Source organism: Rossellomorea aquimaris TF-12 (assembly GCF_001648555.1).
In the GTDB taxonomy this organism is placed as follows: domain Bacteria; phylum Bacillota; class Bacilli; order Bacillales; family Bacillaceae_B; genus Rossellomorea; species Rossellomorea aquimaris.
Genome location: NZ_LQXM01000023.1, coordinates 58,747 through 81,975 on the forward strand (window position 1 = coordinate 58,747; position 23,229 = coordinate 81,975).

Sequence of the window (23,229 nt, forward strand, 5' to 3'; positions counted from 1 at the left end):
TCCTTTGCAATATAGTAAATGATTATTCGCTTATACAATTCTCTTTATCTTATTTAATAGTTCATATACCACTTTTCAATCAGGTCGAAACCTTTTTCATTCTGTGAAATTAAGTCGTACTTTTTTCTCCTTTAGCTGGTTGCTTCCATTGAGTTAGTAAATGGCTTTCCTTCTCTTCTTTCAACCCTGCTTTTAATTCAGTCTTATTTCTATTTTTATGCCACTCCCATGTATCTTGAATGGTAGCTCGGGGTGAACGGTGGGATAAGCCTTGCTTCTTTGCTTTTGTAATGTCCGCTAATATATATCCATCAGGAGTTTCATCATTCACAGGAACCCAAAGCGGTAACTCCGTAAAGGGCTGGATATCATTTTTTATTAAAAACGAATCCTCGATCCAGTTCTGTTTAGGAGGCTGGTCCATAAATTCTTTAGACAAATCATCAATGAAATCTTCCATCGTGTAAAAATCAGACGGACCTGTTACATTGAACGTTCTACCGACTGATTCTTCCGCTTTCGTTAACGTCCATTGTACCAAGTCACGTACATCCACCCATTGAATTTCCCTCGTTTTAGCTCCTGGTATCACCATGTCTCCACCTTTAGAAAAACGATCTAGCCAATAGGTAAAGCGATCGGTTGGATCAAATGGGCCAACAATTAATCCGGGACGTATAATGAGGTGATTTTCAGGAAACTCCTGTCTTACTAATTGTTCACAAGCTGCCTTTAATGGACCGTATGTTTCCCCTGTCATTTTTTCTATTGTCGGGTCCTCGACTACTCCTACAGGATAGGCCTCTTGGTTTCTTCCATTCTTAAAGTCTCTATAAACCGAGATGGTGGAAATAAACACATACTGCTTTGCCTGGTCTTTTAAGTATTGAAGAGATTGTTCAACAACCCTTGGGACATACCCACAAGTATCAATGACAACGTCCCACTCTCTCCCTTTTAACGCCCCTAAATTCCCGTCGCGATCTCCCTGAAGCTTTATGGCCTCCGGGAACAGCTCAGGGTTTGTTTGTCCTCGATTAAAGAGAGTTAATTCATGCCCTCTCTTAAGGACCTCTTCAGCAAAATGTCGGCCAACAAAATTCGTTCCACCTATTATAAGTATTTTCATTATTCAGTCTCCTTTTTTGATACTCGTTCCGTTAAGATGATTTTGTAGACATAAGCTAGATCCGAATCCCCTATTCCTCCAGCCGGATTCCCATTCTCATCTAAATTGATAGAAGATATTCCATTCCCATTTGTTCCTGCCCAAGCAAATAGAGGAACAGGCTTATTCTTTTTCAACTTTACTTTTTCCGTCAGAAGTGAATCCATTGTATAGCCTTGTACCTGGACTTCATGGCTTGAAGACATATAGCCATCCTCCACCCCATGAATAATCTCGAGAAAATTATCCTGCTTATTTAATCCAATGGACCAAATCGAATGATCGTAGGAATACTGAACGACATTTGATGTAAATGGCTGTTCTTCTACTAGCTTCCCTTTTTCATATACGTCCACTACTAGATGAATATCATCGTTCCCTTTTAGTGTCCCATCCAATTCATAAAAATCAATATAGTCGATTCCAGTGTGATTCACTAAATCTATTTCTTGTTTATTTAACTTATGTGGCTTGATTGTCAGTGTTGTAGCTTTTTGAGGCTCAAATAGTTCTTCAGATGTTTTGGATGTGCATCCTGTTATTAAAATGATGGATAGTAACAAAAAGAACCATCTTCTCTTGCTCAACCCCTCATCCTCCTCTAATCATAATCCTTTTCTTATACATTGGCTATTGTATTAGGAAAATCCTTCCTTTATTATACTATTTTGCTTTATGAAAAGTGGATTTTTTTATGATCATTTATTCTATCAATGGAAGTGCTTTGTTTAATTAGTATGGTATTAGCTACTTAGGAATTGAATGTCTAATGCATTCACTTTGGGGTCTATCCCTTCCGTCTTTCAGTTCGTGTGAACTTTTTAACTTCGATTTTCAATCTTACTTCCACTCTTTATAAGCCATTTGACAAAAACCGGGTATTCATCACACCTTTTTAATGTTTTATTAACCTCATTAGCAAAGAAGATTACGAATACAACCTTGCAAAAAGAGTAAAAAAAGACGTTTCGATGGGATCTCACCCGTCAAAACGTCTTCTGAAACATTCAATATGCAAGGGCGTTCTTTTTCTCTTCTTTCATTAATACGAAGCATAGGAAGACCCCTAAAAGAGATAGAACAGCAAAGAATAAATAAACCGTATAGATGGAGTATGTCTCTAAAATGAATCCTCCTACGAACGTGCTAAACCAGTTGCCCAGTCCATTTCCAATGGCGGAATACATTGTAACAGCCGTCGCAGTAATATGAGCAGGTGTAATTTCTCTGATATAACGTAATCCTGCTGGTATAAACAAACCAATGGCTAAACCTTGCATCACAGCAGAAGAGTACACTAACCAAAGGCTCGGTTCGGTAAAATAAAAGAGCCAACGGAGCATAGACGCTACACCTGCTAACGCTGCTACAGATAGCAAACCAAACTTATCAATCCAAGCTCCTGCAATTCGCATAAATGGAATTTCAGATAAGACAGCAATGAGGAAGGCAAGCCCAATACCTGTGTACGTTCCACCTGAATCCTCTACGAACAAACCAAAATATACGTTATTTGCCAAGTTTGGACCAAACACTAAGAATGTCACAACTAAAAAGATAAGAAACCTCTTCATACCAAACAATTCTTTCATCCCTGCTTTTAGATCAAGCTTAGTTGAAGCTCGCTCTTTCGGAAAACGGAAGGACAGAATGCCCGAGAGTATTAAACAGATAAAGAAGGAATAAAATATGATGGTAGGACCTATAAACCCTTCTGATAATCTTCCCATCAAAAATACGGCTAATCCGAAGCCCAGTGAGCCAAACAATCGTATATTTCCATAGTTATAGCGAACTTTACTCGTATATTTTAAGCTGATACTATCCGATACTGGAATAATCGCGCTTTGAAAAATGGCCACCAATACGGCTGTAATGAGTAGTCCATAATAAAAATCCATAATCAGATACCCGAGAGCAAATAAACCAGCTATAAATGAAGTGAATCCCAATACTATAGTTGGGCGGTTGGTAGTATCACTGACCATTCCCCAAATTGGCTGAAAGAAAATCATCATAATCGGTCCTACAGACATAATGGTTCCAATCTGATATCCGTTCAATCCAACACTTTGACTCAAGTAAACGCTCAATAGCGGATACAGACTTCCAACACCAAAAAAAGTTAATAAATAAAATCCTTGTAAGGTAAAAATTTGATTACGAATGGTTCGTTCCACGAGTGTATCCCCCAGATGTTTTTGTCTACCTTATAGTAGACCTTGGTAGCTCGATTGTAAATAAATTTGTACCTTTTTTTGGATAAAGTGAATCTTTCTTCAGGGGAAGGATATTTATCTGATTAGGTCATTAGGCCCTATGAGAATAGGATGCAGCCTCCTTATACAACGATACCCAAAAACATTTAACGAAAGAACAATGCATCTTAAGAAAACTTTTCCGTTTGACTTTTTCCCTTAAACGCATTAAAGTATGGGAAGTAAATTCAGTTAATCATATAGTAAGTATTCTTCTTATCCAGAGAGGCGGAGGGACTGGCCCTACGATGCCTCGGCAGCGGACTCATTTTGAGTGCTGTGCCACATCCAGCAAGCGTCATGCTTGGAAGATAAGAAGAGTGTTTCATATTATTGAAACCTCTTCTTATTGGAAGAGGTTTTTTTGTTTTCTTCCACCATTTAATTTAAAGCCTTACAAAGGAGTGTTCGTATTGTTTCAAGAAAAAGGAAGTCTATTGGCGTTATTGCCATTATTCATATTTGTTTCGCTGTTTCTAGGAGCTGGAATTATTTCAGGAGATTTTTATCAGTTTCCTGTTCTAGTTTCTATTTTAATTGCCTCTGTCGTTGCGTTACTAATGAATCGTAAAGAATCTCTAAACGGGAAAATTGAGCGTTTTGCTAAAGGAGCCGGTCATCCGGATATTATGATTATGGTGTTTATCTTCCTTTTAGCAGGGGCTTTTTCTGGAGTAGCTGAAAAAATGGGAGCCGTTGATTCTACTGTTAACCTGGCTCTTTCTGTACTACCGGAGAATTTCCTAATTGTTGGCTTATTTTTAATTGGGGCATTTGTTTCTTTATCCATGGGAACCTCAATGGGTACCATTGCAGCACTTGCACCAATTGGTGTTGGAATCAGTTCGGGTACGGACATTTCAATGCCTCTAGCGATGGCAACTGTAATTGGTGGAGCAATGTTTGGAGATAATTTATCCTTCATTTCAGATACAACGATTGCAGCAGTCCGCACACAAAAAACGGAAATGAAAGATAAGTTTAAAGTGAACTTTTTCATCGTTCTTCCTGCGGCGATTATAACAATGGTTATTCTTTTGTTTATGACATGGGGAAACCAATCTGCAGTCGATGTAAACAGCTTTAATTGGATTAAAATCTTACCTTATCTTGGTGTCATTATTGGGGCTCTTGCAGGATTAAATGTGTTCGTTGTGCTACTCGGAGGAATTTTATTATCAGGTATTATTGGATTTATGGATGGGAGCTTTACCGCTTCAACCTATTTCGGCAGCATAACTGATGGAATGATTGGTATGGCTGAAATTGTGATCCTAACGGTTCTGATTGGCGGTGTCGTGGAATTGATTCGTCACAATGGTGGGATTCAAGCAATTCTTCACCTTGCTACACGAAAGATTCGTTCTCCACGAGGAGCTCAGCTGGCTACTGCAGGATTAGTAAGCTCTACCAACCTGTGTACAGCAAACAATACCATTTCGATTATCATTACCGGACCACTGGCGAAATCAATTAGTGAGAAATATGGTGTGGATGCTCGTAAAGCAGCAAGTATTCTAGATATCTTCTCCTGTTCAATTCAAGGGTTGATTCCATACGGAGCACAGGCATTATTAGTTGCAGAAGTTGCAGGTATATCACCTTTAAGCATTATTCCATATGCGTTTTACCCACTTCTGATTGCTGTTTGTGGATTGATTGCGATACAATTCGCATTGCCTAAATTCACACGTATCAATTCAACAAAGCCGGATCTTGTGAAATCCTAAGAGATGGATTAGTCTGCAGAAGGCTTTGTTCAAATAGTTTGGTGTTTGAGACAATTACATTAAAAAAGAAAGCAGATTCTATATAGAATCTGCTTTCTTTTGTTTTTATAATAAATCATTCACATGATAAAGTTTACCACTTTCTATTTCATTCTCTGTCACTAGTTTGAGTAATACATTAGCCACTGTATCAGTGCTTCTAAGCATTCCTTCCTCCTTATAGCGCTTGAAGGCATCTACATCAGCGAATGATTCCTTTGAAGTTGATCGGATTGTTTCTTGCATATCTGTATCCATTACTCCTGGACTAAAGGCGATTGCTTTGTGTCGGCTGTGCTTTTTAGATAACTCCAGGCTTACGGTTTCCGTCAACATATTAACACCAGCTTTAGTAGAACAATAGGTACTCCAGCCATAGACAGGACGACTTCCAGCACCTGAACTAACATTCACCATAATGAGCTGGCTATCGTTGTTAGCTAATTTCAGCATGGTGTTTGTAGCAATCATGGGAGAGAGGAGATTTACGTGTACACTGTTCTCTAAATCCTCCGTACTGAGTTCACCGGAAGGATTAACCGGTGTGACAACACCAGCATTTTGAACAAAAAAGACTTTTTCTACATCTGTCTGAAACACCTTCGAGGCTACTACTTGAAAGATCTTTTCTGTTTCTGCTGAATTGGATAAATCACATTCAAAAAATTCGTATGATACATCATTATCTTCCGCAAGCGTCCTTAATGATGTATTTTCTGAACGGGATACGTTGATGAGTCCAATGCCTTTTTCGATAAAGAGTTTTGAGATGGATTCACCTAATCCTCTTGTTGCACCAGTGACAATTGCGTAATCCATATTGAACATCTCCTTTCTTACATTTTTAATTATAAAGCAGACTTTCCCTATTACAAAAAAATCCGCCTTCTATTTACTTAACATTTACAAATCATGATTACATTTCCGTCTGGATCCTTCACATTAAAAAATTGATCAAATTGAATATCCGATTCGATCGCTATGTTTCGTTCATTGACATATTGATAAGCAGCTTGAGGATCATTCGTATTAAAATGAAAAAGTGGAGCGTTACTCACGACATGCTGAGAAAAAATTTTGCTATCCAGCACAATGCTCACTTCATTTTGTAGTGGAATGACATAAAGATGACCACTAATTATTTCACCGTCAGCAGGTACTCCCAATAGTTCACAATACCAATCACGAGAATGTTCCAGATTACTTACAGGTACAAATATGGCTCCGATTGCTTGGTTAATGGGATTATTCACAATTCATCATCCTTTCTTCTTTTAACGATTCAAGAAAAGAGGGTGAAATCCTTTAATGAATATTTTTTATCCATGAGTTTTGCAATTGGATCTTTCAAATAGGATTCGCTTTCCACGGACATTCGGCCGAGCCTCCTCAGCTCCACTTCCGGGGTCTCGCCACGTCCGTATTTCCGCAGGAGTCTACGCATATCCCCTCACCATCTAAAAGGTAATTTCGTTACAGAGCTTGATAGAGAAAATTATCTAATGGAAATTAACATTTGTGGTCCACGACAGAGAACCATCAGGGCTCTCTTTAACGAAGTTGTTATTATTTCTATAAAAAAATCATGCTAAGTTGCTCTACTCACCTCTTCAAAAAAGCACACCCTCAAGGCATGCTTTCATCAATAAAGTGATATTCAGGGATTAAGTCCGATAGTGGGACAATGGCCGCTTTTTGTTGATAGAGTGGAATGAATTCCTTTAACATGGTCGCCATTTTCAAACCAGTGACTCCTACATGTCCGATGGCGATAGTACTGTTGTCATGATCAAGTTCTTTAGAGAGCCGTTTGGCTTGCTTGCCAATGTGTTGAAGGGTATACACATCGTCAAAGAACATTTCATTCTCAAGATAAGGAACATTTTCCTCTTTTGCAATTTTTGGTATAACACTTTTTCCAGTTGTTTTACTATCTAAATAAAACAACCCTCGCTCCTTACATACTAGTAATACTATTTTCATCACTCGTTCATCCGCTGTCGCCTTTGATCCCATATGATGATTGACTCCAACGGCATGAGGTACATCTTCAATTGCTGCTTCCACTCGGTTGCGAATTTCTGCATTTGATAATGAAGTGGTGATGGCCCCTGGTCCTAGCCAACTTGCCTTGCCTTTCATTGGCTCCATAGGAAGATGAACAATCACTTCATGTCCCAGCCTATGTGCTTTTTCTGCATCTACTTTTGTAGTGGGTAGGAACGGCATGATCGCTAAAGTTAGAATGACGGGCAATTGTAGAATCTCTTCCGTTCCTTTCATATCGTTACCTAAGTCGTCAATGACGATAGCAAGCTCATTGTGATGAGCCGAAAGAGGCAAAATATTTCTCCCTGATACTTGTGCATGGAATGCTAACGTTAGTAATAAACAGATAAGTAAGGTTCTCACAGGTGAACACTCCTTTTCGTTTATCATGTCCAGAAGGAGAAATAATTACCTAAGAGGTCCGTCCCTCATGCCAGCTTTTTGTTGGTCGGTCTTGTGGGTAGCCATGTGTTTCTCGGAATGTTTTTCTTTGTGCGGTGAAATCCCACCAATTCTTTTGGCTATTTGGGTGATTGGCGTGATGGACCACACATCTCAAAGAGTCTTCTACACAAGGGTCCATCCATACGCCATATTTCTTTTCGAGTTCGATGATAAGGTCTTCTCCTTTAGCATTCTTGATTTCTTCGAAGGTGTAGAATGAAAGGTCATTTACTACGTTATGAGCAAGATTTGGTCCAATAGAAGGAATTCGTTGAAAAACGCATAATGCCACTAATGTTCTAGCTCTTTCTACTGATATGTTTATTCTTTCACTTAATGTCTCAGGTGATAAGCTATGAAGATCTGAAAGTTTTATTTTTTCTTTACGCAGTTTTTTTCTTTCTTCTTCCTTTAAGGGAAGCTTTGGGCTATTTGTAGCCAATCTCATTTCCTCCTTTATCCTTTAAAGGTTTGCTGTCTCGTGAGCTGGAAATCCTCCATAACGGGCTTATAAGCTTTCTTTTTGTCCACCTTATATTTGCTCTTGATTGGAGTATTTTTAACTAGGACACCCACTTTGGTTTGTTGAATTTCCTTCACACCTTGTACTATTAACTGCATGGCAATGATGGCAATAATAAAAGCAACCAACGGTGCAATGACTACCCAATACTTACCGGTCATTAATGAATTCTTGGTTGAGCTAATAAGTCCTGACCATTCAAAGGTTCCGGATTTCGGAGGATCTGGGACGAGCCCTCCCTTGATAATGGTCCCTCCCAAGAACAAGTGAAACAGTCCTAAATGGACAAGAATCAGAAGGGTTTGTATGTATTGTTGACCAAAAATAATAAATAACCGAGGTGCTAAATGAGGAAATAAGTGTTTCCAAAGTAAATGTTTATTGCTTCCTCCTAATAGCTTCGCAGACAACACAAAATCTTGTCTCCCTAATATCTTTAATTCATTACCAATTAATACAGTTGTTAATGGTAAGACGAGAATGGTGAGTACCACTGCTTCAAACACAAGCCTTTCAAACATGGAATGATCCCAACCCAGAACTGGAAATCCCCATAAAACAGGCCTTAATAAGAGATAGGCAATGAGGCTTAGTGGGAGAAAATGAATCGAATCGACCATTCGATCGAGCCAATTTTTCCGGTGCTCCTTTAAATGAAAATGATAAAAGACACCTAGATAAAAGCCCCCTATTACACGGAGTGACGCAACCACTAACGCAAATACCAACGTATATTTCGCCCCAACAATCAGCTGATCCAATATGCTGTATCCAAAGAAATCAGAGCCTAGTAGCATTTCACCAAACGGTTTATGAGGCGGAGCACTGATAATCCGCCCCTCCTCATTTTTCATAAAGTTAATTTGCTTAATAGGCGTTTCTTTAAACAAAGGATAGAGGAAGCTAGATACAATCATAAGGAACAGTACACTAAACCCAACGGCAAATTTGGGATTATGTAAATGCTGCCACAGTACTTTTCTTATAATGGACAGCCATCCCCAAATCTTCCATTCACTCCATTTCACTTTATCCCTTTTGTATTTAGTGAAGTCTTCGTTCGTCCCTTTATGAAGCCACAAATAAACTCCTTGATACAATAGAAAAAATGGTGTGTAGATCATAATTAATGAAATCGCAATGACCATCGGCCTAAAATCTTCTACTATATAATATGTAATACCTTTCATATTGAAGATGGTTTCAATAATGAACAAACTTGAAAGCATTCCCCAAATAATTAATTTGGCATGATAAAAAAAGCTCGGTGAAATATTTCTAAGGACATGCGAAAAGAGAATTCTCCCTTTTGACATTCCTTTACTTTGAGCAAATTCTATATGTGGCTTGATTAATTCCTCTTCTGTAATAAAAAGAAGAATTCGAAAGAAAGAAATCATCGGAATAATAGATAGTGTAATAACCGGTGCTAGAAATACCCTTTCTTCACCAAACTCAGTGAAATTCATGATTTCCAAACCGAAATGTTTAAAAATAAACACAATCGATAGCTGAAGCATAAAGGCAACCATCAAATCAGGTACTGTTTCTAATAGGTTAACGATTTTCTTTAGAAAGGATGTTAACCAACGAGGTAAGAAAACAGTAATGACTGTCAATAAGAAAGCAGATAGCACTCCTAGGGCTAATGCTCCGCCAATTATTTGAAGAGAATAAAGGTAAGGATCCCAAAGCATATCTAGAAATTCTACAGTAACTCCTTTATACGAATAGCTCCAATTTTCACTATGTAAAAAGACAAAGATAAATTTTATAAACTCTTCAAAAAAACCTACAAAGTTATACAAACCCCTTTCTTTAAATACCTGAGGAGCGATACTTACAGCCAGAATACCAATTAGACCAAGAATATAATAGAACATTAATTTAAGCGGGAAGGTTACAATCCTCATCTCTAATTTACCCCTTTTTCTTTTCCCTCAGTTTACTTTAATTGTTAAATTTTTTCAATTTTATCTCAAATCTGTCAATACTATTACATGTTAAGGACCTTCACCTAAAAAAGAGACGCACGATTTCGTGCGTCTCTCTTTTTTTCGATTATTTATGCTAGTAACCGACTTGGTTTACCAAGATAAAAGCCTTGGCCAATCGTAATTCCAATCTCTTTCGCTACCTGCATATCTTCTTTTGTTTCGATACCCTCTAATACAATCAGAGTGTCGTTTCCATAAAAACGACTAAAAAAGGTTAAAAAGCGCTGTTTCTTTTCATCTTGTGCTAAATCAATGGCAAAATAGCGATCGAGCTTAATCACTTCCGGTTCAAATTCAATGGACTTTTTAATAGAAGAGGTTCCTTGACCAAAGTCATCGATGGCATACCAAACCCCATACTGTTTGAGTTCTTTAAGGGACTGCTTTAACAAAGGGTTCTGCCAAAGCTCTTCTGCACTTGACTCATTAATCTCTAATACAAGACGTCCCTTTATTTCTGGATATTTCGTCATAAGTTGATAAAAAAACGAATGAAAACTAGGATGTAGAATGGTTGTAATATAAATATTAAGAAATATTTTACTGTCTTTAATATCATATTGAGCGAAACTTTCAAGAGCTTTAGAAATTGATAACGTATCTAACTTATACAAAATATTTGCCTTTATGGCAGATTGAAATACACTTTCTGCATTCTCATTTTGTGTGTTTCGCAAAAGCCCTTCGTAAGCATAAAGAGATTCCTGTTCACCTAAAAAATATAAAGGCTGAAAATCATGATAGATAAAGTCGTTTTGAAAAATACTAAAAATATTCATAAGACTCCTATACTCTTTTTTTTATTTTTTGGATTAAGCATATAAAAAAACCACACAAAAACGTATGATTACGCCTTTATATGGTCGGTTGCGCTACTAGCTCCCCTAAATTTAAGCGCCCATCTATCATTTAGGTTCAAAGCTCCCATTCATATGTAACTTGCTTCTATAAGAAAAATATACCATAAAAATAGTTATTATTGGGATTATTTCTAATTTTTTTTGAAAATTCTTTTAACTAGCCCGATTTATCATCTAGAAACATAGGTATTTCCCTCAATCCAAAATCTCCACGGATAATCTCTTGCTTCTCCTGAATTATCGATCCCTACCCGTTTCCCCTCCACCACATTATCTGGCTTGTAACCTTTCGCTATGATAAGAGGTGGTTCAAGGTATGTTCTTCCATAATCATTCATGCTGATTCCTAAAGCTTTGGTTAATTTGCCAGGGCCGTTTGTCCAATTCTTTTGAATATGCCCCGCTCTTCTTTTCTCCATAATCTCAAGACCCATATACGGCTCTACTGCTCTAATTAGTATAGCTTCAGGTTTACCCACATCTCCACTTACAACGTTGACAAGGCAATGGGTATGCATGACATATGTATACACTCGTCCCGGTTCCTGAAACATAATTTCCGTTCGCTTCGTTCTTCTATTCCCATAACTATGTGCTGCTCTGTCTTCCGGTCCTAAATAAGCCTCTGTTTCCACAATATAACCAGATGCTACTCCGTCCTCTGTTTCTTTTACCAATAAACACCCTAAAAGAGATTTAGCCAGCTCTAAAGTAGGCTGCTCGTAAAAGGATTGAGGCATAGGTGTATAGTCCATTTTCCCACTTCCTTTTAAAGTTATTCTAGGTTTTATATAAGATGGGAAAGACAATCTCACGAGGAAAACTTTCCTTTTCTTCTTTACCTGAACGTATAAAGAACATATGTGATTGGTTTTTGTATGAGCCTATCTTTTTTACGTTATCATCCATAAAATAAACTATGCAGTCCTTTGCTTCAAATGGTATGTCCTTCAATAGGCTATAGAGATTATTATGCTGCCCACTAAATATCCAATCATATAGGTGAAGTGTACCCTCTTTCTCTTCCATCATAACTACACTATCCTTCTTTTCTTCGTACCAAACATGTTCACCATATCCAAGATATATATATAACATCATAATTTCATGTCCATCTCTTGGAGCGAACCTGGAACTAACGGGCTGTCTATTTTGAACCTTGTCCCAAAACCACTGTTCTTGTTCAGGAAAACACACCTTTTTAAAGGAAAAACTTGTAATGGAATCCGGCTTGGGTAAAGGAAATGTATAGATACCTTCATTGAATTGTTCAAATCCAAATTTAGGATAGAAGGAAAGAACATTTTCATTCGCAAATAGGAAAATCCAATCCACCCTTTTCTCCCAATCCTTTAAAACCTCTTCAAGGAGCAGCCTCGAATACCCTTTCCCTCTTTCCTCTTCTAAGGTTCCGACAGTTCCAAGCTGCAAAAGCGTTCTTTCTTGATCGTCAATTAGAATCTTCATCTTCGTAAAGGAGACATTCGCCATCATCTTATCGTCTTTCATAAGTGCATATCCATCATAAGAAAGAGAATCCCAATAGCCTTTTTCCGCCCAAGGCTTAAAATTAATTCCCCACAGTGCTTTGGGTGTAAATTCAAAAAACGCCTTCCTTATATCAGAATTCTGTTTGTAATTTTTTACTAGCTGTAGCAATGGTATCGTTCCTTCATTGTATATTTTTTGTATCATGTTGCTTTTTTTGAGAAGAAATAGTAGTTGATTGCAGCGAGAGGATGCTCACTGTCAGAGGGTATGCCTCCTCGGCCCTTTTTAAAAATAACCATCTTAATGACTACACCCCAATTTTATTTTTCCAGCTCAACCTTAAATATAATCACATGATCATGCTGTAATACTTTCGCAAGCTCTTGTTTACTTTCATACATCGTTTGTGTCAAAGGGGCTGGAGGTGTCCCTTTATGAAACGTTCGCAGGGCAATCACCTGGGGTTTATTTTCCTTTAGACTTATTTTTTCAACAGAAAGACTACTTCCTCCTAAATCTGGATTTGGATGTGAAATTTCCTCTTTCATCAATCCTTGCTGACCTTCCATAGCATTTGACACATGATAAAGGATACGATCCTCGGATTCTTTTTCTAAAAAATGTAATCGTACCCTTCCATCATGTCCATCCAAATTAATTTGTTTTTGAACAGACTCTACTTTTTTTCCTTGCTCGTACCTCTCAATCCAATACGTTAGGGTATAATGAGGCACGTCTTTATTTAACGTTAAATCAAAAGCATAGTCATTCATCATATCCGCTGCAACCAGTACTTCTTGTTCACCTTCAGAGAGTTCGTATGATTGAATAACGGGTTTACTTTCTAATGAACAGGCGGATAAAAAAAGGCACATCATGATACCAAACAACTGCTTTTTCACTTACATTTCTCCCTTTTTCAATTGAGATAATAGCTCAAGTGGAATCCCTTCCACCTTTCGTCCCTTTCTTCCTGTTGTTGTCCCTGCTTGACCCATTGAATTCCAAATGGCTTCCTCCACAGCATCTACGGTCATTTCAAAAAGTGTTGAAATAATAAACCCATCTTCTTTGATAAATGAAAAAGGCAGGGTGTTTTCTTCTCTCAAAGGGCTATGAGAAATTCGGTGTGCGGTTGAAAACGCAAGAACAATATCACCACTTCCATGTGCTGCGTAAGAACCTGTACGAGAAAGACCAAATGAGGCACGCTTAGCCAGTCTTTTCAGCTGTCTGTCGCTTAATGGTGCATCTGTTGCTAATACAATCATAATCGATCCATCTGGAGCATCACTTGGTTGATGATCCAAATCAAAAGGGAAGCGTAAATCACGACGCTGCCCAAAATTCGTTAGAACCAATGCCCCTATTTTATACGTATCTTCTCCAAATCCATACTGGCGTGAACTTGTTCCTATTCCACCTTTATAGCCTAAACAAATCATACCGGTTCCTGCACCAACACAACCCTCTTCAACAGGTCCTGAGTGAGCATTTCCAATTGCATCTTCAGCGTCTTGAGGGGTGATATGTAAGCCTCGAATGTCATTAAGATATCCATCATTGCATTCACCTACAACGATATTAATCGTTCCCGTTGTATCTCCAATCTCTGGATTCTCCTCCATCATATGATATAGAGTACCTTTTAATACATCACCAACAGAGAGTGTATTTGTCAGCATAATCGGACTTTCAAGAATACCTAATTCATTTAGTTGAATCGATCCGACGGTTTTCCCGAACCCATTAATGACATAACTACTGGCGATTACTTTTTCCTTAAAAACATTCCCTTCATGAGGACAAATAGCGGTTACACCAGTTCGAACGATCGTTCCTCCTTGGTCATAGTGAAGAGTTTTATGACCCACTTTGATACCATCTATATCCGTAATGCTGTTATGTTCTCCAGTTGAATAAGAGCCAATTTCAACTCCTAAATCTCGTAGTCGCTTTCGCCCCATCGATTTACATTGCTCCCTTCTGTTCACTTCATTATTTATATTTATTCGATTTTCATTCCACAAACCCTTTTCAGTCTTTGAAAAACAAGATTCACCCCTATTATTGACAGGATAATCTCCATATTAAAAGTACATATTAAGGACTGTTATGAGAAGAAAAACCTCATAAGGCTAACTTAGAATATGGAGGAAATCACCATGAAAAAGAAATTTTATTCTTTAACACTTTGTGCTGTTATTCCATTAATGCTGATGACAGCCTGTAACAATAACGATACCAATGAAAATCTAACGGACACACAAAATGTGGGATATGATCCTGTTAACTATGGTAGGGATAACACAGGTCAGAATATAGCTACTCCTGATCGTCGAATTATTCATCGCTTTATGGCACCTATTGATCCTAATGGCAATTTGCGTGAATTTACCCATTTAGATCCTGGTGAAGAATTCATTCCAAATGGAGGAAACGAGGAAGCCCGTCAACCGAACCAACCAGCACAAGAACCAAACACTGGTCAACCTGAACCACCTACTCAGGAACCTAAGACAAATCAGGATTCCCAAGCCGCAAAATCGGATGGATTTGTTCAACAGGTAATTGATTTAACCAATAAAGAACGCTCAAAAAATGGACTGGGTGCTTTAAAATCCGATGGAGAATTATCGAATGTAGCCGAAATGAAATCAGAGGATATGAAAGAGAAGAATTATTTCTCGCACACCTCTCCTACTTATGGATCTCCATTTGAAATGATGGAGAACTTTGGAATTGATTACTCCTCAGCTGCTGAGAACATTGCAGTTGGACAAGAAACTCCTAAATCCGTCGTCAATGCTTGGATGAACAGTCCCGGTCATCGAAAGAATATTTTAAATAAACAGGTCACTCATATTGGGGTTGGAATAGCGAAGGATTCTGGACAAGGAATTTATTGGACACAAATGTTTATTGCAAAATAAAGAAAAGGACTGATCCTGTAAGGGTCAGTCCTCCTTCTTTTCTTTATACAGTTCATCCTGATCTTCTATTCGATAACTGACCAGAACATATTGGTACGTCCCCTCTTCTCCATCCCTGTCATCATCAGGCAGATCGGGCCATGAAGACTGATCAAAGGATTTCGGTGCCATAGCTTTCATAACGTGTTCAAGAGATTGTCTCCACTCTCTCCCTGTCTTTCTTTCAGTGGCTGAATCGATCGTGACATGGATAGGAACAGAATGAGCTTCCTTTCCGCTTCGAATCATTTCCAGCTTATTTTGATAAAGGTGAAGACCAGGGTCTACTATCTGATGAATAAGCGAAAGAGTTTGTTCAATATATTCCGCCTGTTCAGCCATATCCCCTTTATAAATCACATCACGAAAATTGACAGCCTGATAATATTTTTCCGTCAAATTTCCATGCTGACGAGTATTTACAACCTCTAAAAGTTCTGCTTTTACCAGCTTCTTCACATGATAATACAATCGTAACGGCTCTTCCCCAATTTTCTCGGCCATTGCTTTGACTGTAATGGGCTCATCAGAAGCAAGGTGCAGAATTTGATTTCTCCTTGGATCCGATAAGATTTTCATTAACTCCATGGATTGGGATTTATACTTCATTTCTATCACCTCAAATTCCAATATTTCTCCTTCTACTATACCAGTTAGCGATCGATACTCCAGATAATCTTTACTTTCCATAGAACGACGCCAACAAAGAGCGTTAACACGGTACAGGAGATCAACATAATAAAGGTAATATTGACTCCTACCGATAATAGGATGGATACAAACGCGTAGGATAAAGGCGTAAACCCCATTGATGCCGTTGCCATAATGCTTTGAACACGCCCCATCATTTTTTCGTCCACGAACTCTTGAATAAGGGTTGGCATCAGAATGTTACTGACTGCTAAGCAAAGACCAGCAAGGGAAATAATAACCACCCCTTGCCAGACGGAGGTGATTTGGCTAAGAAGTGCCATCAATCCACCCAAAAACCCAATGACACCGAGGCTAATAACAGGACGCTTTCGCTTAAAGTTGACGATCCCTGTTAAAATCGCACCTACAACCATCCCAAGAGCAAGTGAGCTCTCTAGGAAACTCAAGTCTAAAGCGCTCCCTGAAAGACTATTCTTCACAATAATCGGAAGTCCCATGGTAACAGGGCCTACCAGGAAAAAATTAACGACTACACTAGTCGCCATAATCGCAAGTAAAAAAGGAAATCCCTTTACATAGTTGAAGCCTTCTTTAAACTCATTTATGAAAGAGGAAGAATCATTATCTTCCTTCACTGGATTTACTGCATTGACTTTCATATTTATAACGAGAACAGCACTGATTAATAACAGAATCGATGAAGTAAGAAATGCACCTTGGAAGGATGAGAATTTCAGCAGTACCCCTGCAATTGCAGGTCCGAGTATAAAGGAGAAATGATTAGAAGTTTGCATGATGGAGTTCGCTCTGGTAAGTTGATTTTTCTTCACAAGCTGAGGAACAATAGCGTTACTTGATGGCCAGAAAAATGCGTCTAAGATTCCAAATCCAAGGGCGAAGACGATCAGAAACCAGATAGAAAGATTTCCAGACATCATGATAAAAAATAACCAAAGAATGAAGACACCTCTAATGGCATTTACTATAAACAAGATATGAGATCTCTTAAAGCGATCAGCCACCACTCCTCCTACCGTCATCAATAATACCCTGGGAATCGTAGTCATCATCATGACAATTCCAAGCCAAGATTCCATATTCAACCCTTGCACCACATACCAGGATTCGGTCAGTAAATAAATCGAAAACGCTAACCCTGTAAACGTGGATGCTAACCAAATGAATAGGAACTGCCTATTTCGAAAAACAGACTCATTTCCACCCTCCATGACGTCTTGCATCACATTTGCTTTTACTAAACTCATGTTAATTCCTCCAATTGGGTTTGGGATTTTTTTGTTTCGTTGTAATTTATTTTATCGTTGTAATTTATTTTAATGAGTTTTAAATTGATTTGCAACTGTTTTTTGGGAAGTTTTTGAAAATGGGCTTGGGTTGGGGTTACTATGGAGAATTACGTGCCATTTTTGAGAATTGCATGCCATTTTTTTTCGGTTTTCATTCCAAAAAGATTTTTTACATGCCTTTTTTACAATTTACATGCCAAAATTCAATATATCGACCATTCTACAAATAGTGACAAATTTCGCCTCATAGACACAAAAAAAAGACCACTCAACTAGTGATCTCTCCTACAACTCAATCTTCATAAACTTATTTAAATCGCTAAAGCCTAATTTTTCATAAAGCTTTATCGCATTCTCATTAAACGTATAAACGTTTAACCTAACCTCGTCATACTCCTTCGCTTTTAATTCTTTCAGAGCTTCTTCTAAAAGCTCGGTCGCGTATCCTTTTCCTCGGTAGGGCTTCTTCACATACACATCATTGATCCATCCAATTTCCTTACCTGTTACCCAGTCTACACTTTTGTCTACCTGCACCCATCCAACCAGCTCATCCTCTTCTCTTGCTGCGAGAAAATAAGCCCCATGTTTAATGGAATGTTCATAGGCTTTATGCATTTCTTCCTTATGATGTTCATAAGGTATTCCTGTAGCTTCTTCCCGATTGATTCCCGCTAACTCAAAAATTTCAGCAATCTCGTCCTCCGTGGCTACACCGATTTTATCTTGCATCGCTCTACACTCTCCCCGATTCATCTATTTTCCATTATAAGGTATCATTTCTTTCTGCACCAACCAGATTCTACTCCGTCTAAGGTCTGATGGGAAATTAATACTCCAGCACATGGTTGAAAGAGATAGGACCACTTAAAATATAACTATAAACTGGAAAAAAACCAAAGTGAGGGATTTAAATGAAGAATATGTTTGCAGTGGTAATTACTTTACTGGCATTAGGAACGATTTATGTCATATTCAATGACAATACATCTTTGTTTGCAACAGAAAGTCAATCTGGGGATCGTATGAAAGTGACTGACCACATTAACTCCATTGATTTACAAATTGACAGCAGTAGCACTACGATTATGCCTACTGAACAAAATGAGGTCAAGGCAGAATTAGACGGAAAAGGAACACTACGACTACTTAAAAAGGGAGATACCATTGAAGTGACCGTTAGTCGTAAATGGTACGAGTGGATATCATTCACTCATAAATCAAACGTAACAGTTTATATTCCTAAGGACTATCACAACAACATGTGCATTGATATGGGGGCTGGAAACCTGGATTTTTCAGGAGAATCAAAGTCCATCAAAATCAAGCTTGATGAACTCGTCATTGATATGAGTTCTGGAAATGTGGAACTGCAAAATATAGACGCAAACGTATTTCGCCACGACGGTTCTTCTGGAAGATTGATGATTGATACACTTTCAACAAGGGATGGAAAGATAGACATCAGTTCAGGGAATGTGAAGCTTTCTCATTATGAAGGACCTTTAAATGGAGAATTATCTTCGGGACGTTTAGAAGTGGGGATAGATACTTTAAATGGAGATATTGTCCTTGACTTAAGCTCAGGAAAAGTAGAGCTTGATCTTCCTGATGATGCTGACTTTACACTCAACGGGGAAACAAGTAGTGGCAGTGTATCAAGTGATTTCTCTCTTAAAAATCAAAAAATGGATTCCGGTGATCTTTCTGGAGTACATGGTTCAGGCAAGTACAATATAGATGTATCCGTGTCTAGCGGAAGTGTCCGTATTTATTAACCTAAAAGTGACAGCCTCGTTTAAAGAGACTGTCACTTTTTTTATTTATGATGAAACGGACATTTGCCTTCTATGGGCTCCACGTCGTCCCCAATAAAATACTGCTTCCATTCTCTGTGTTCAGGATCTCCATAGTGACTGATATTGGGATGCTTCGGCAACCCATCCCACTTCTCCACTCTCTCCCTCACTTTTTCGCGAGACATAATGCCCCCTTTAGAAGTTCCTTCCAGTCCTTCAAAAATCCTTCTTGGTTGAAAACCTAGAACCAAGCTATTTCCAAGGTCTCTGGTTTTTCGCTGTTTATAAGCTGGCGCATTGCCGAACACAAAAAACGGCTCATCAGCAAAGGAGAAGGCCCATAAATGATGGTCAGGGTCCTGGGGATAATCCTCTGGCCAAGCCTTTTCATCCTGGTCATGTAAATATTGAAGGATATTCCAGAAGTATTCACGATAATATGGAATCGTCTTCTCCTCTTTTTCCGGTTCTACAAACAAAAAGAACCCATGACGAATCAAGCGTTCCCCTTCAGATACGTCAAATAATCGATTAAACTCCTTGATCGTCTCAGGCAAGTGCTGCCAATTGTCGTGACTAATATACGAATACCTAAGCTCACCCTTTTTCTCACCTGTCATACCAAAATAACAAGGAAACGTACGGTCCGTTACGACTTCATGAAAATTCTCATATTCCTCTATCACCCATTCGGGCACTAGATCTGGATTCATCATCTCTTCTTTTGTGAACAGGTAACTTCTCTTGTCTGACACAACGGCCACCTCACTAATTTATTCATGGTATGTTGTACCCTTGATGAAGTAGGACGAAACCGGGAACACAAAAAAGGTGAAACATCAGCGTTTCACCTTTTGCGTTCGATCCACCTCTGCACCCAATTCCTGACCAAGAGCCACAATCGACTGATTAATTCGCCATACATAATACATATGATGAATCACATCGATTTTAGACTTCAGTCTACTCGGGGCAAGGGTTTCAATCTGTTCACGTTCGTCATTTAAGCTCCATAACATAGACTTACTTTCGTTTTCTTTTAAAAGTTCACGCAGAGAATGTATATTATGGGTGATTTTCTCTTCGGTTTGCTGAAATACATCCTGTAATTCATCCGTAACCCTAACAGGCACCTTCCTGCTAGAGGATGCCAGCAAATGTTTTGCATAGTAGTTGATAGCTGTCGTAACTGTAATCCAACGCCCAATTCCTGAACGAGTCGTGTCACTGCGTTGCAGAAGGGACTGGGCCTCATCCTTTACCACCTGAAGTTTCTGATCGAGATCAAAGGCTTGGTCCGTTAACGGCTTTCCTTCTTTGTTAGTAAATGATCTTACATAATCAGATACGTAGCTCTCCAGCTCTGCAAAAAAATCATCAAAGCTATCAGCCACCTTATCCTTTGTTTTCTTGGGAAAGACAAATGCAGAAACAGTCAGTGCTATTATCGCTCCTGCAATCGTATCAATGACTCTTGCCTCCATAAGCTGAATACTAATTCCACCTAAAAGGAGGTCATACATAAAGGCAATAAGCATAGTAATGAACAAGCTCATCATCGTATATGAGACCGCAAAGAAATAAAAAGCTAAAAACAGAACAACGAATAATAGGAAGACCTCTAACTCAGAATTCCCTGACACAAGCTTCGCTGCTCCAAATCCCAGCAGTGCTCCAATCACGGTTCCAACCGAACGTTGAAAAGCTTTTACATAGGTTCTTCCTACCGACTCTGTGCCAATTTGAATGATAAAAGTCGTCAGCAATACCCAATAAGGCTGTGCAGGGGCGATGATTTCGCCCACCATTATCGCTAGTGAACCTGCCACCAGAGCTTGAATTGCCTTTCGTGTAGATGGCCTTAACTTCTTAACATCCTCTTTCGTTCCTTCTTCTTCATTTTCACCAGGCGACTCTGCAACCTCTTCTACTTCTTTAAGTGAAGGCCTGGAGATTCTTAATGAATCTTGAATCGTAACGGCTGCTTCTAACACGTGGTTAGCAATTGACTCAATTCTTCTAATAAGATAAACCCATCCCTTTGGCTTTTCCTCTCCATTAAGGGTTTCAGTGATTAGAAGTCGTAGAGCTTGAATGGCTTTTTCCGCTTCCTCAAGAAAACGGGGTTCATACTGTTGAGCTAACACTTCCGCATCTCGCAAGGATCGAATCACCCAAACGAGTAGCCGCCTAATCTCCGCATATTCCAATGCATCTAAATCCTTCAGACGTTTTATAGAATCCGTCAACGTCTGAATCAGCATTTCCGTATCAAACACATATAGTCGTAATTGAGATGGCTCAATACCCGGCCACAGCTTGTTCAAATCATGCTCATTAATATCTGAAGCCACAATTCTCGCATATTCATTTAGCCTTCGAACGTTTTTATCTAACACCTTTCTTCTTTTAACACTACTGTCTGGATCCTCAATCATTTTCATCAAAATGGTAAAGGTCAAATTGGATTGAATATGGAACGAACGCATACTCCTCCTCAACATATGAACAGAGCCTTTAAATAGAAGAAAATTATAAAGATAGGCGTACAGAACACCAAACACAATTCCTATGTAGAACCAAGTAAGATGGGCAACTTCCAGCTGCAAAATCGAAGAAATGTAGATGGACAAAAAGCCTGCCATCCCCATTGAAAAATAGCGTATCGCAAATCGCGAGAAATAGAAGGCACTAAAAATAGCCCCTAGCATCAAGAGGTTTACCAAAAGGCTGAAATGGGCGAAAGCAGAGCCCATGGTAATTCCAACGGCCACTGAAACACCAATCAAAACCGTCGTCACTTTCTTCTTAGCCGTTGTATCATCCATGGCAATAAAAATCCCAAGCATCCCCACCATACCTGAAATAATGGCAGGGGTGATCACGGAGTAATTCCACAAATTTAATAGAAACATCATGGTAAATACTGCTGATACTAAACTAATGGTTGCCTTTCCAGCCTGCTGAAACCTTTTTCTACCAGGGTCAGAAGCCAGAAACCGTCCCCACCAAATATGTTGTTTATGCCACTGTTTCATCATTATCATACCTTTACACTCTCGCCATGTTTATTCCCTTATATCGTACCCTGTAAAAGAAAAAAGTAACCTAATCTGCCGAAGCAGTAAGGTTACTTCTGTGTTCATAAAAACACAATATTCGTTGGTGCACGAATAGAAAATGTATTTGTCTGTTTGTATGATTATACGGTTTTTGAGGATGGGGGTAAAGGAATGTGCTTGGTGGCGGGGGATTAGGTCAGTTTATGTACTTAAATAGATGATATTTATTTATGATGGCAAACTCTTTTTAATATACCTTTGTGTAAAAAAGCTAGCTTGTCTTTAGTTCATTTAACTAAACACTATTTGAAACCAAATCACTTAAAAATATGGTAAGCACACTTGCAATCATTTTTTATTTAAAATGAGTTGTAAAAAAGACGAAATAAAAGGGAAAAGAAGAATGAGTTTACTCCAACCTTTAGCAATAGGATGATCTAGAGTTAAGGTTACATTCTCTTTACGAACCTTGACTAATTTGCCTATCATCTGCTCTTCAGATATTACTTCATCACAGATAGTGTTTGTATCTCCTTTAAACAAATACTTCACTCGATTACCGAAGAATTTAATATATAGAAATCGATGCGCCACTAACTTACCAGATGCATCTTGAAACAAAATAATATCCCCTTTTTTCAAAGATTGTTCTTTTAATGAAACAAACCGACACTGGTCTCCATCATGAATCAAAGGATACATACTCATCCCTTCAGCAGGAAGATCCATCCACCCTTTCTTATCCATCACTTCCATTAGCAACGTAGATGAAACTGAATTAGCTTGCATATCGTTCAACCCCCAATTTTAAATCTATGAAGTAGTAGATTAAATAAATCAACTATCTGGAAATGCCTTAAGCCACTACTTTGTTCT

22 protein-coding genes and 2 riboswitches are annotated in these 23,229 nt (G+C 38.5%); of the genes, 3 read left to right on the plus strand and 19 right to left on the minus strand.

The annotated features are described in order from the left end of the window. Positions 1–109: 109 nt before the first annotated feature. From IQI_RS05430 to IQI_RS05440, 3 genes are all read right to left on the minus strand, one after another. Complete coding sequence (locus IQI_RS05430) at positions 110–1,129, minus strand: NAD-dependent epimerase/dehydratase family protein (RefSeq protein ID WP_064091656.1); 1,020 nt, start codon at positions 1,127–1,129, stop codon at positions 110–112. Next, on the minus strand, positions 1,129–1,755 hold the full coding sequence (locus IQI_RS05435) for a hypothetical protein (protein WP_064091657.1): 627 nt from the start codon (positions 1,753–1,755) through the stop codon (positions 1,129–1,131). Before IQI_RS05435 ends, IQI_RS05430 begins: the two co-directional genes overlap by 1 nt. 420 nt (positions 1,756–2,175) lie before the next feature. Next, positions 2,176–3,348 (minus strand): MFS transporter, encoded by a 1,173-nt coding sequence (locus IQI_RS05440; RefSeq protein WP_064091658.1) that lies wholly within the window; start codon positions 3,346–3,348, stop codon positions 2,176–2,178. Between the two features lie 291 nt (positions 3,349–3,639). After that, a riboswitch (SAM riboswitch) is annotated at positions 3,640–3,744 on the plus strand. Between the two features lie 95 nt (positions 3,745–3,839). On the opposite strand from IQI_RS05440, the gene IQI_RS05445 reads away from it, so the two are divergent. Then, complete coding sequence (locus tag IQI_RS05445; protein ID WP_064091659.1) at positions 3,840–5,156, plus strand: Na+/H+ antiporter NhaC family protein; 1,317 nt, start codon at positions 3,840–3,842, stop codon at positions 5,154–5,156. A 105-nt stretch (positions 5,157–5,261) separates the two neighbouring features. On the opposite strand, the gene IQI_RS05450 is transcribed toward IQI_RS05445, so the two are convergent. The 10 genes from IQI_RS05450 to IQI_RS05495 all read right to left on the minus strand — a co-directional run bounded on the left by IQI_RS05450 (position 5,262) and on the right by IQI_RS05495 (position 14,526). Next, positions 5,262–6,014: a (S)-benzoin forming benzil reductase gene (locus IQI_RS05450; RefSeq protein WP_064091660.1), complete on the minus strand. Its 753-nt coding sequence runs from the start codon at positions 6,012–6,014 to the stop codon at positions 5,262–5,264. Between the two features lie 77 nt (positions 6,015–6,091). Further along, positions 6,092–6,448: a VOC family protein gene (locus IQI_RS05455; RefSeq protein WP_064091661.1), complete on the minus strand. Its 357-nt coding sequence runs from the start codon at positions 6,446–6,448 to the stop codon at positions 6,092–6,094. A 373-nt stretch (positions 6,449–6,821) separates the two neighbouring features. Further along, positions 6,822–7,607 (minus strand): divergent polysaccharide deacetylase family protein, encoded by a 786-nt coding sequence (locus IQI_RS05460; protein ID WP_231893386.1) that lies wholly within the window; start codon positions 7,605–7,607, stop codon positions 6,822–6,824. Positions 7,608–7,656: 49 nt separating this feature from the next. Beyond that, a complete protein-coding gene (locus IQI_RS05465) occupies positions 7,657–8,130 on the minus strand; it encodes a helix-hairpin-helix domain-containing protein (RefSeq protein WP_231893387.1) in 474 nt (157 codons plus the stop codon). A 14-nt stretch (positions 8,131–8,144) separates the two neighbouring features. Then, positions 8,145–10,124 (minus strand): ABC transporter permease subunit, encoded by a 1,980-nt coding sequence (locus IQI_RS05470; protein ID WP_064091663.1) that lies wholly within the window; start codon positions 10,122–10,124, stop codon positions 8,145–8,147. 152 nt (positions 10,125–10,276) lie between these two features. Then, positions 10,277–10,987 (minus strand): EAL domain-containing protein, encoded by a 711-nt coding sequence (locus tag IQI_RS05475; RefSeq protein WP_064091664.1) that lies wholly within the window; start codon positions 10,985–10,987, stop codon positions 10,277–10,279. A 73-nt stretch (positions 10,988–11,060) separates the two neighbouring features. Beyond that, positions 11,061–11,143: riboswitch (cyclic di-GMP riboswitch) on the minus strand. Positions 11,144–11,238: 95 nt separating this feature from the next. After that, on the minus strand, positions 11,239–11,823 hold the full coding sequence (locus tag IQI_RS05480; protein ID WP_064091665.1) for a DNA-3-methyladenine glycosylase: 585 nt from the start codon (positions 11,821–11,823) through the stop codon (positions 11,239–11,241). A 25-nt stretch (positions 11,824–11,848) separates the two neighbouring features. Further along, positions 11,849–12,727, minus strand: a complete 879-nt coding sequence (locus IQI_RS05485; RefSeq protein WP_064091666.1) for a GNAT family N-acetyltransferase — start codon at positions 12,725–12,727, stop codon at positions 11,849–11,851. A gap of 152 nt (positions 12,728–12,879) precedes the next feature. Beyond that, positions 12,880–13,461, minus strand: coding sequence for a hypothetical protein (locus IQI_RS05490; RefSeq protein WP_064091667.1), 582 nt, complete (start codon positions 13,459–13,461; stop codon positions 12,880–12,882). Continuing rightward, positions 13,462–14,526 (minus strand): DmpA family aminopeptidase, encoded by a 1,065-nt coding sequence (locus IQI_RS05495; RefSeq protein WP_064091668.1) that lies wholly within the window; start codon positions 14,524–14,526, stop codon positions 13,462–13,464. A gap of 198 nt (positions 14,527–14,724) precedes the next feature. Here IQI_RS05495 and IQI_RS05500 point away from each other — a divergent pair, with 198 nt between their 5' ends. After that, a complete protein-coding gene (locus tag IQI_RS05500; RefSeq protein ID WP_064091669.1) occupies positions 14,725–15,492 on the plus strand; it encodes a CAP domain-containing protein in 768 nt (255 codons plus the stop codon). A gap of 24 nt (positions 15,493–15,516) precedes the next feature. On the opposite strand, the gene IQI_RS05505 is transcribed toward IQI_RS05500, so the two are convergent. From IQI_RS05505 to IQI_RS05515, 3 genes are all read right to left on the minus strand, one after another. Next, positions 15,517–16,140, minus strand: a complete 624-nt coding sequence (locus IQI_RS05505) for a winged helix-turn-helix domain-containing protein (protein WP_156509844.1) — start codon at positions 16,138–16,140, stop codon at positions 15,517–15,519. Between the two features lie 44 nt (positions 16,141–16,184). Next, positions 16,185–17,450: an MFS transporter gene (locus IQI_RS05510; protein ID WP_082892596.1), complete on the minus strand. Its 1,266-nt coding sequence runs from the start codon at positions 17,448–17,450 to the stop codon at positions 16,185–16,187. A gap of 327 nt (positions 17,451–17,777) precedes the next feature. Next, entirely contained in the window at positions 17,778–18,224 is a 447-nt protein-coding gene (locus tag IQI_RS05515; RefSeq protein WP_064091671.1) for a GNAT family N-acetyltransferase, read from the minus strand. A 182-nt stretch (positions 18,225–18,406) separates the two neighbouring features. On the opposite strand from IQI_RS05515, the gene liaG reads away from it, so the two are divergent. Continuing rightward, complete coding sequence (gene liaG, locus IQI_RS05520; RefSeq protein ID WP_064091672.1) at positions 18,407–19,270, plus strand: LiaG family protein; 864 nt, start codon at positions 18,407–18,409, stop codon at positions 19,268–19,270. A 41-nt stretch (positions 19,271–19,311) separates the two neighbouring features. Here liaG and IQI_RS05525 read toward each other — a convergent pair whose 3' ends face one another. The 3 genes from IQI_RS05525 to IQI_RS05535 form a co-directional block, all read right to left on the minus strand. Further along, positions 19,312–20,046 carry a YqcI/YcgG family protein gene (locus IQI_RS05525; RefSeq protein ID WP_408007022.1) on the minus strand — a complete coding sequence of 245 codons (735 nt, stop codon included), beginning with the start codon at positions 20,044–20,046 and terminating at the stop codon, positions 19,312–19,314. A gap of 84 nt (positions 20,047–20,130) precedes the next feature. Further along, the gene (locus IQI_RS05530) at positions 20,131–22,338 is read right to left on the minus strand and encodes an FUSC family protein (RefSeq protein ID WP_231893388.1); all 2,208 of its coding nucleotides are present in this window, start codon (positions 22,336–22,338) and stop codon (positions 20,131–20,133) included. A gap of 363 nt (positions 22,339–22,701) precedes the next feature. After that, a complete protein-coding gene (locus tag IQI_RS05535; RefSeq protein WP_064091673.1) occupies positions 22,702–23,142 on the minus strand; it encodes a signal peptidase I in 441 nt (146 codons plus the stop codon). Positions 23,143–23,229: the final 87 nt, after the last annotated feature.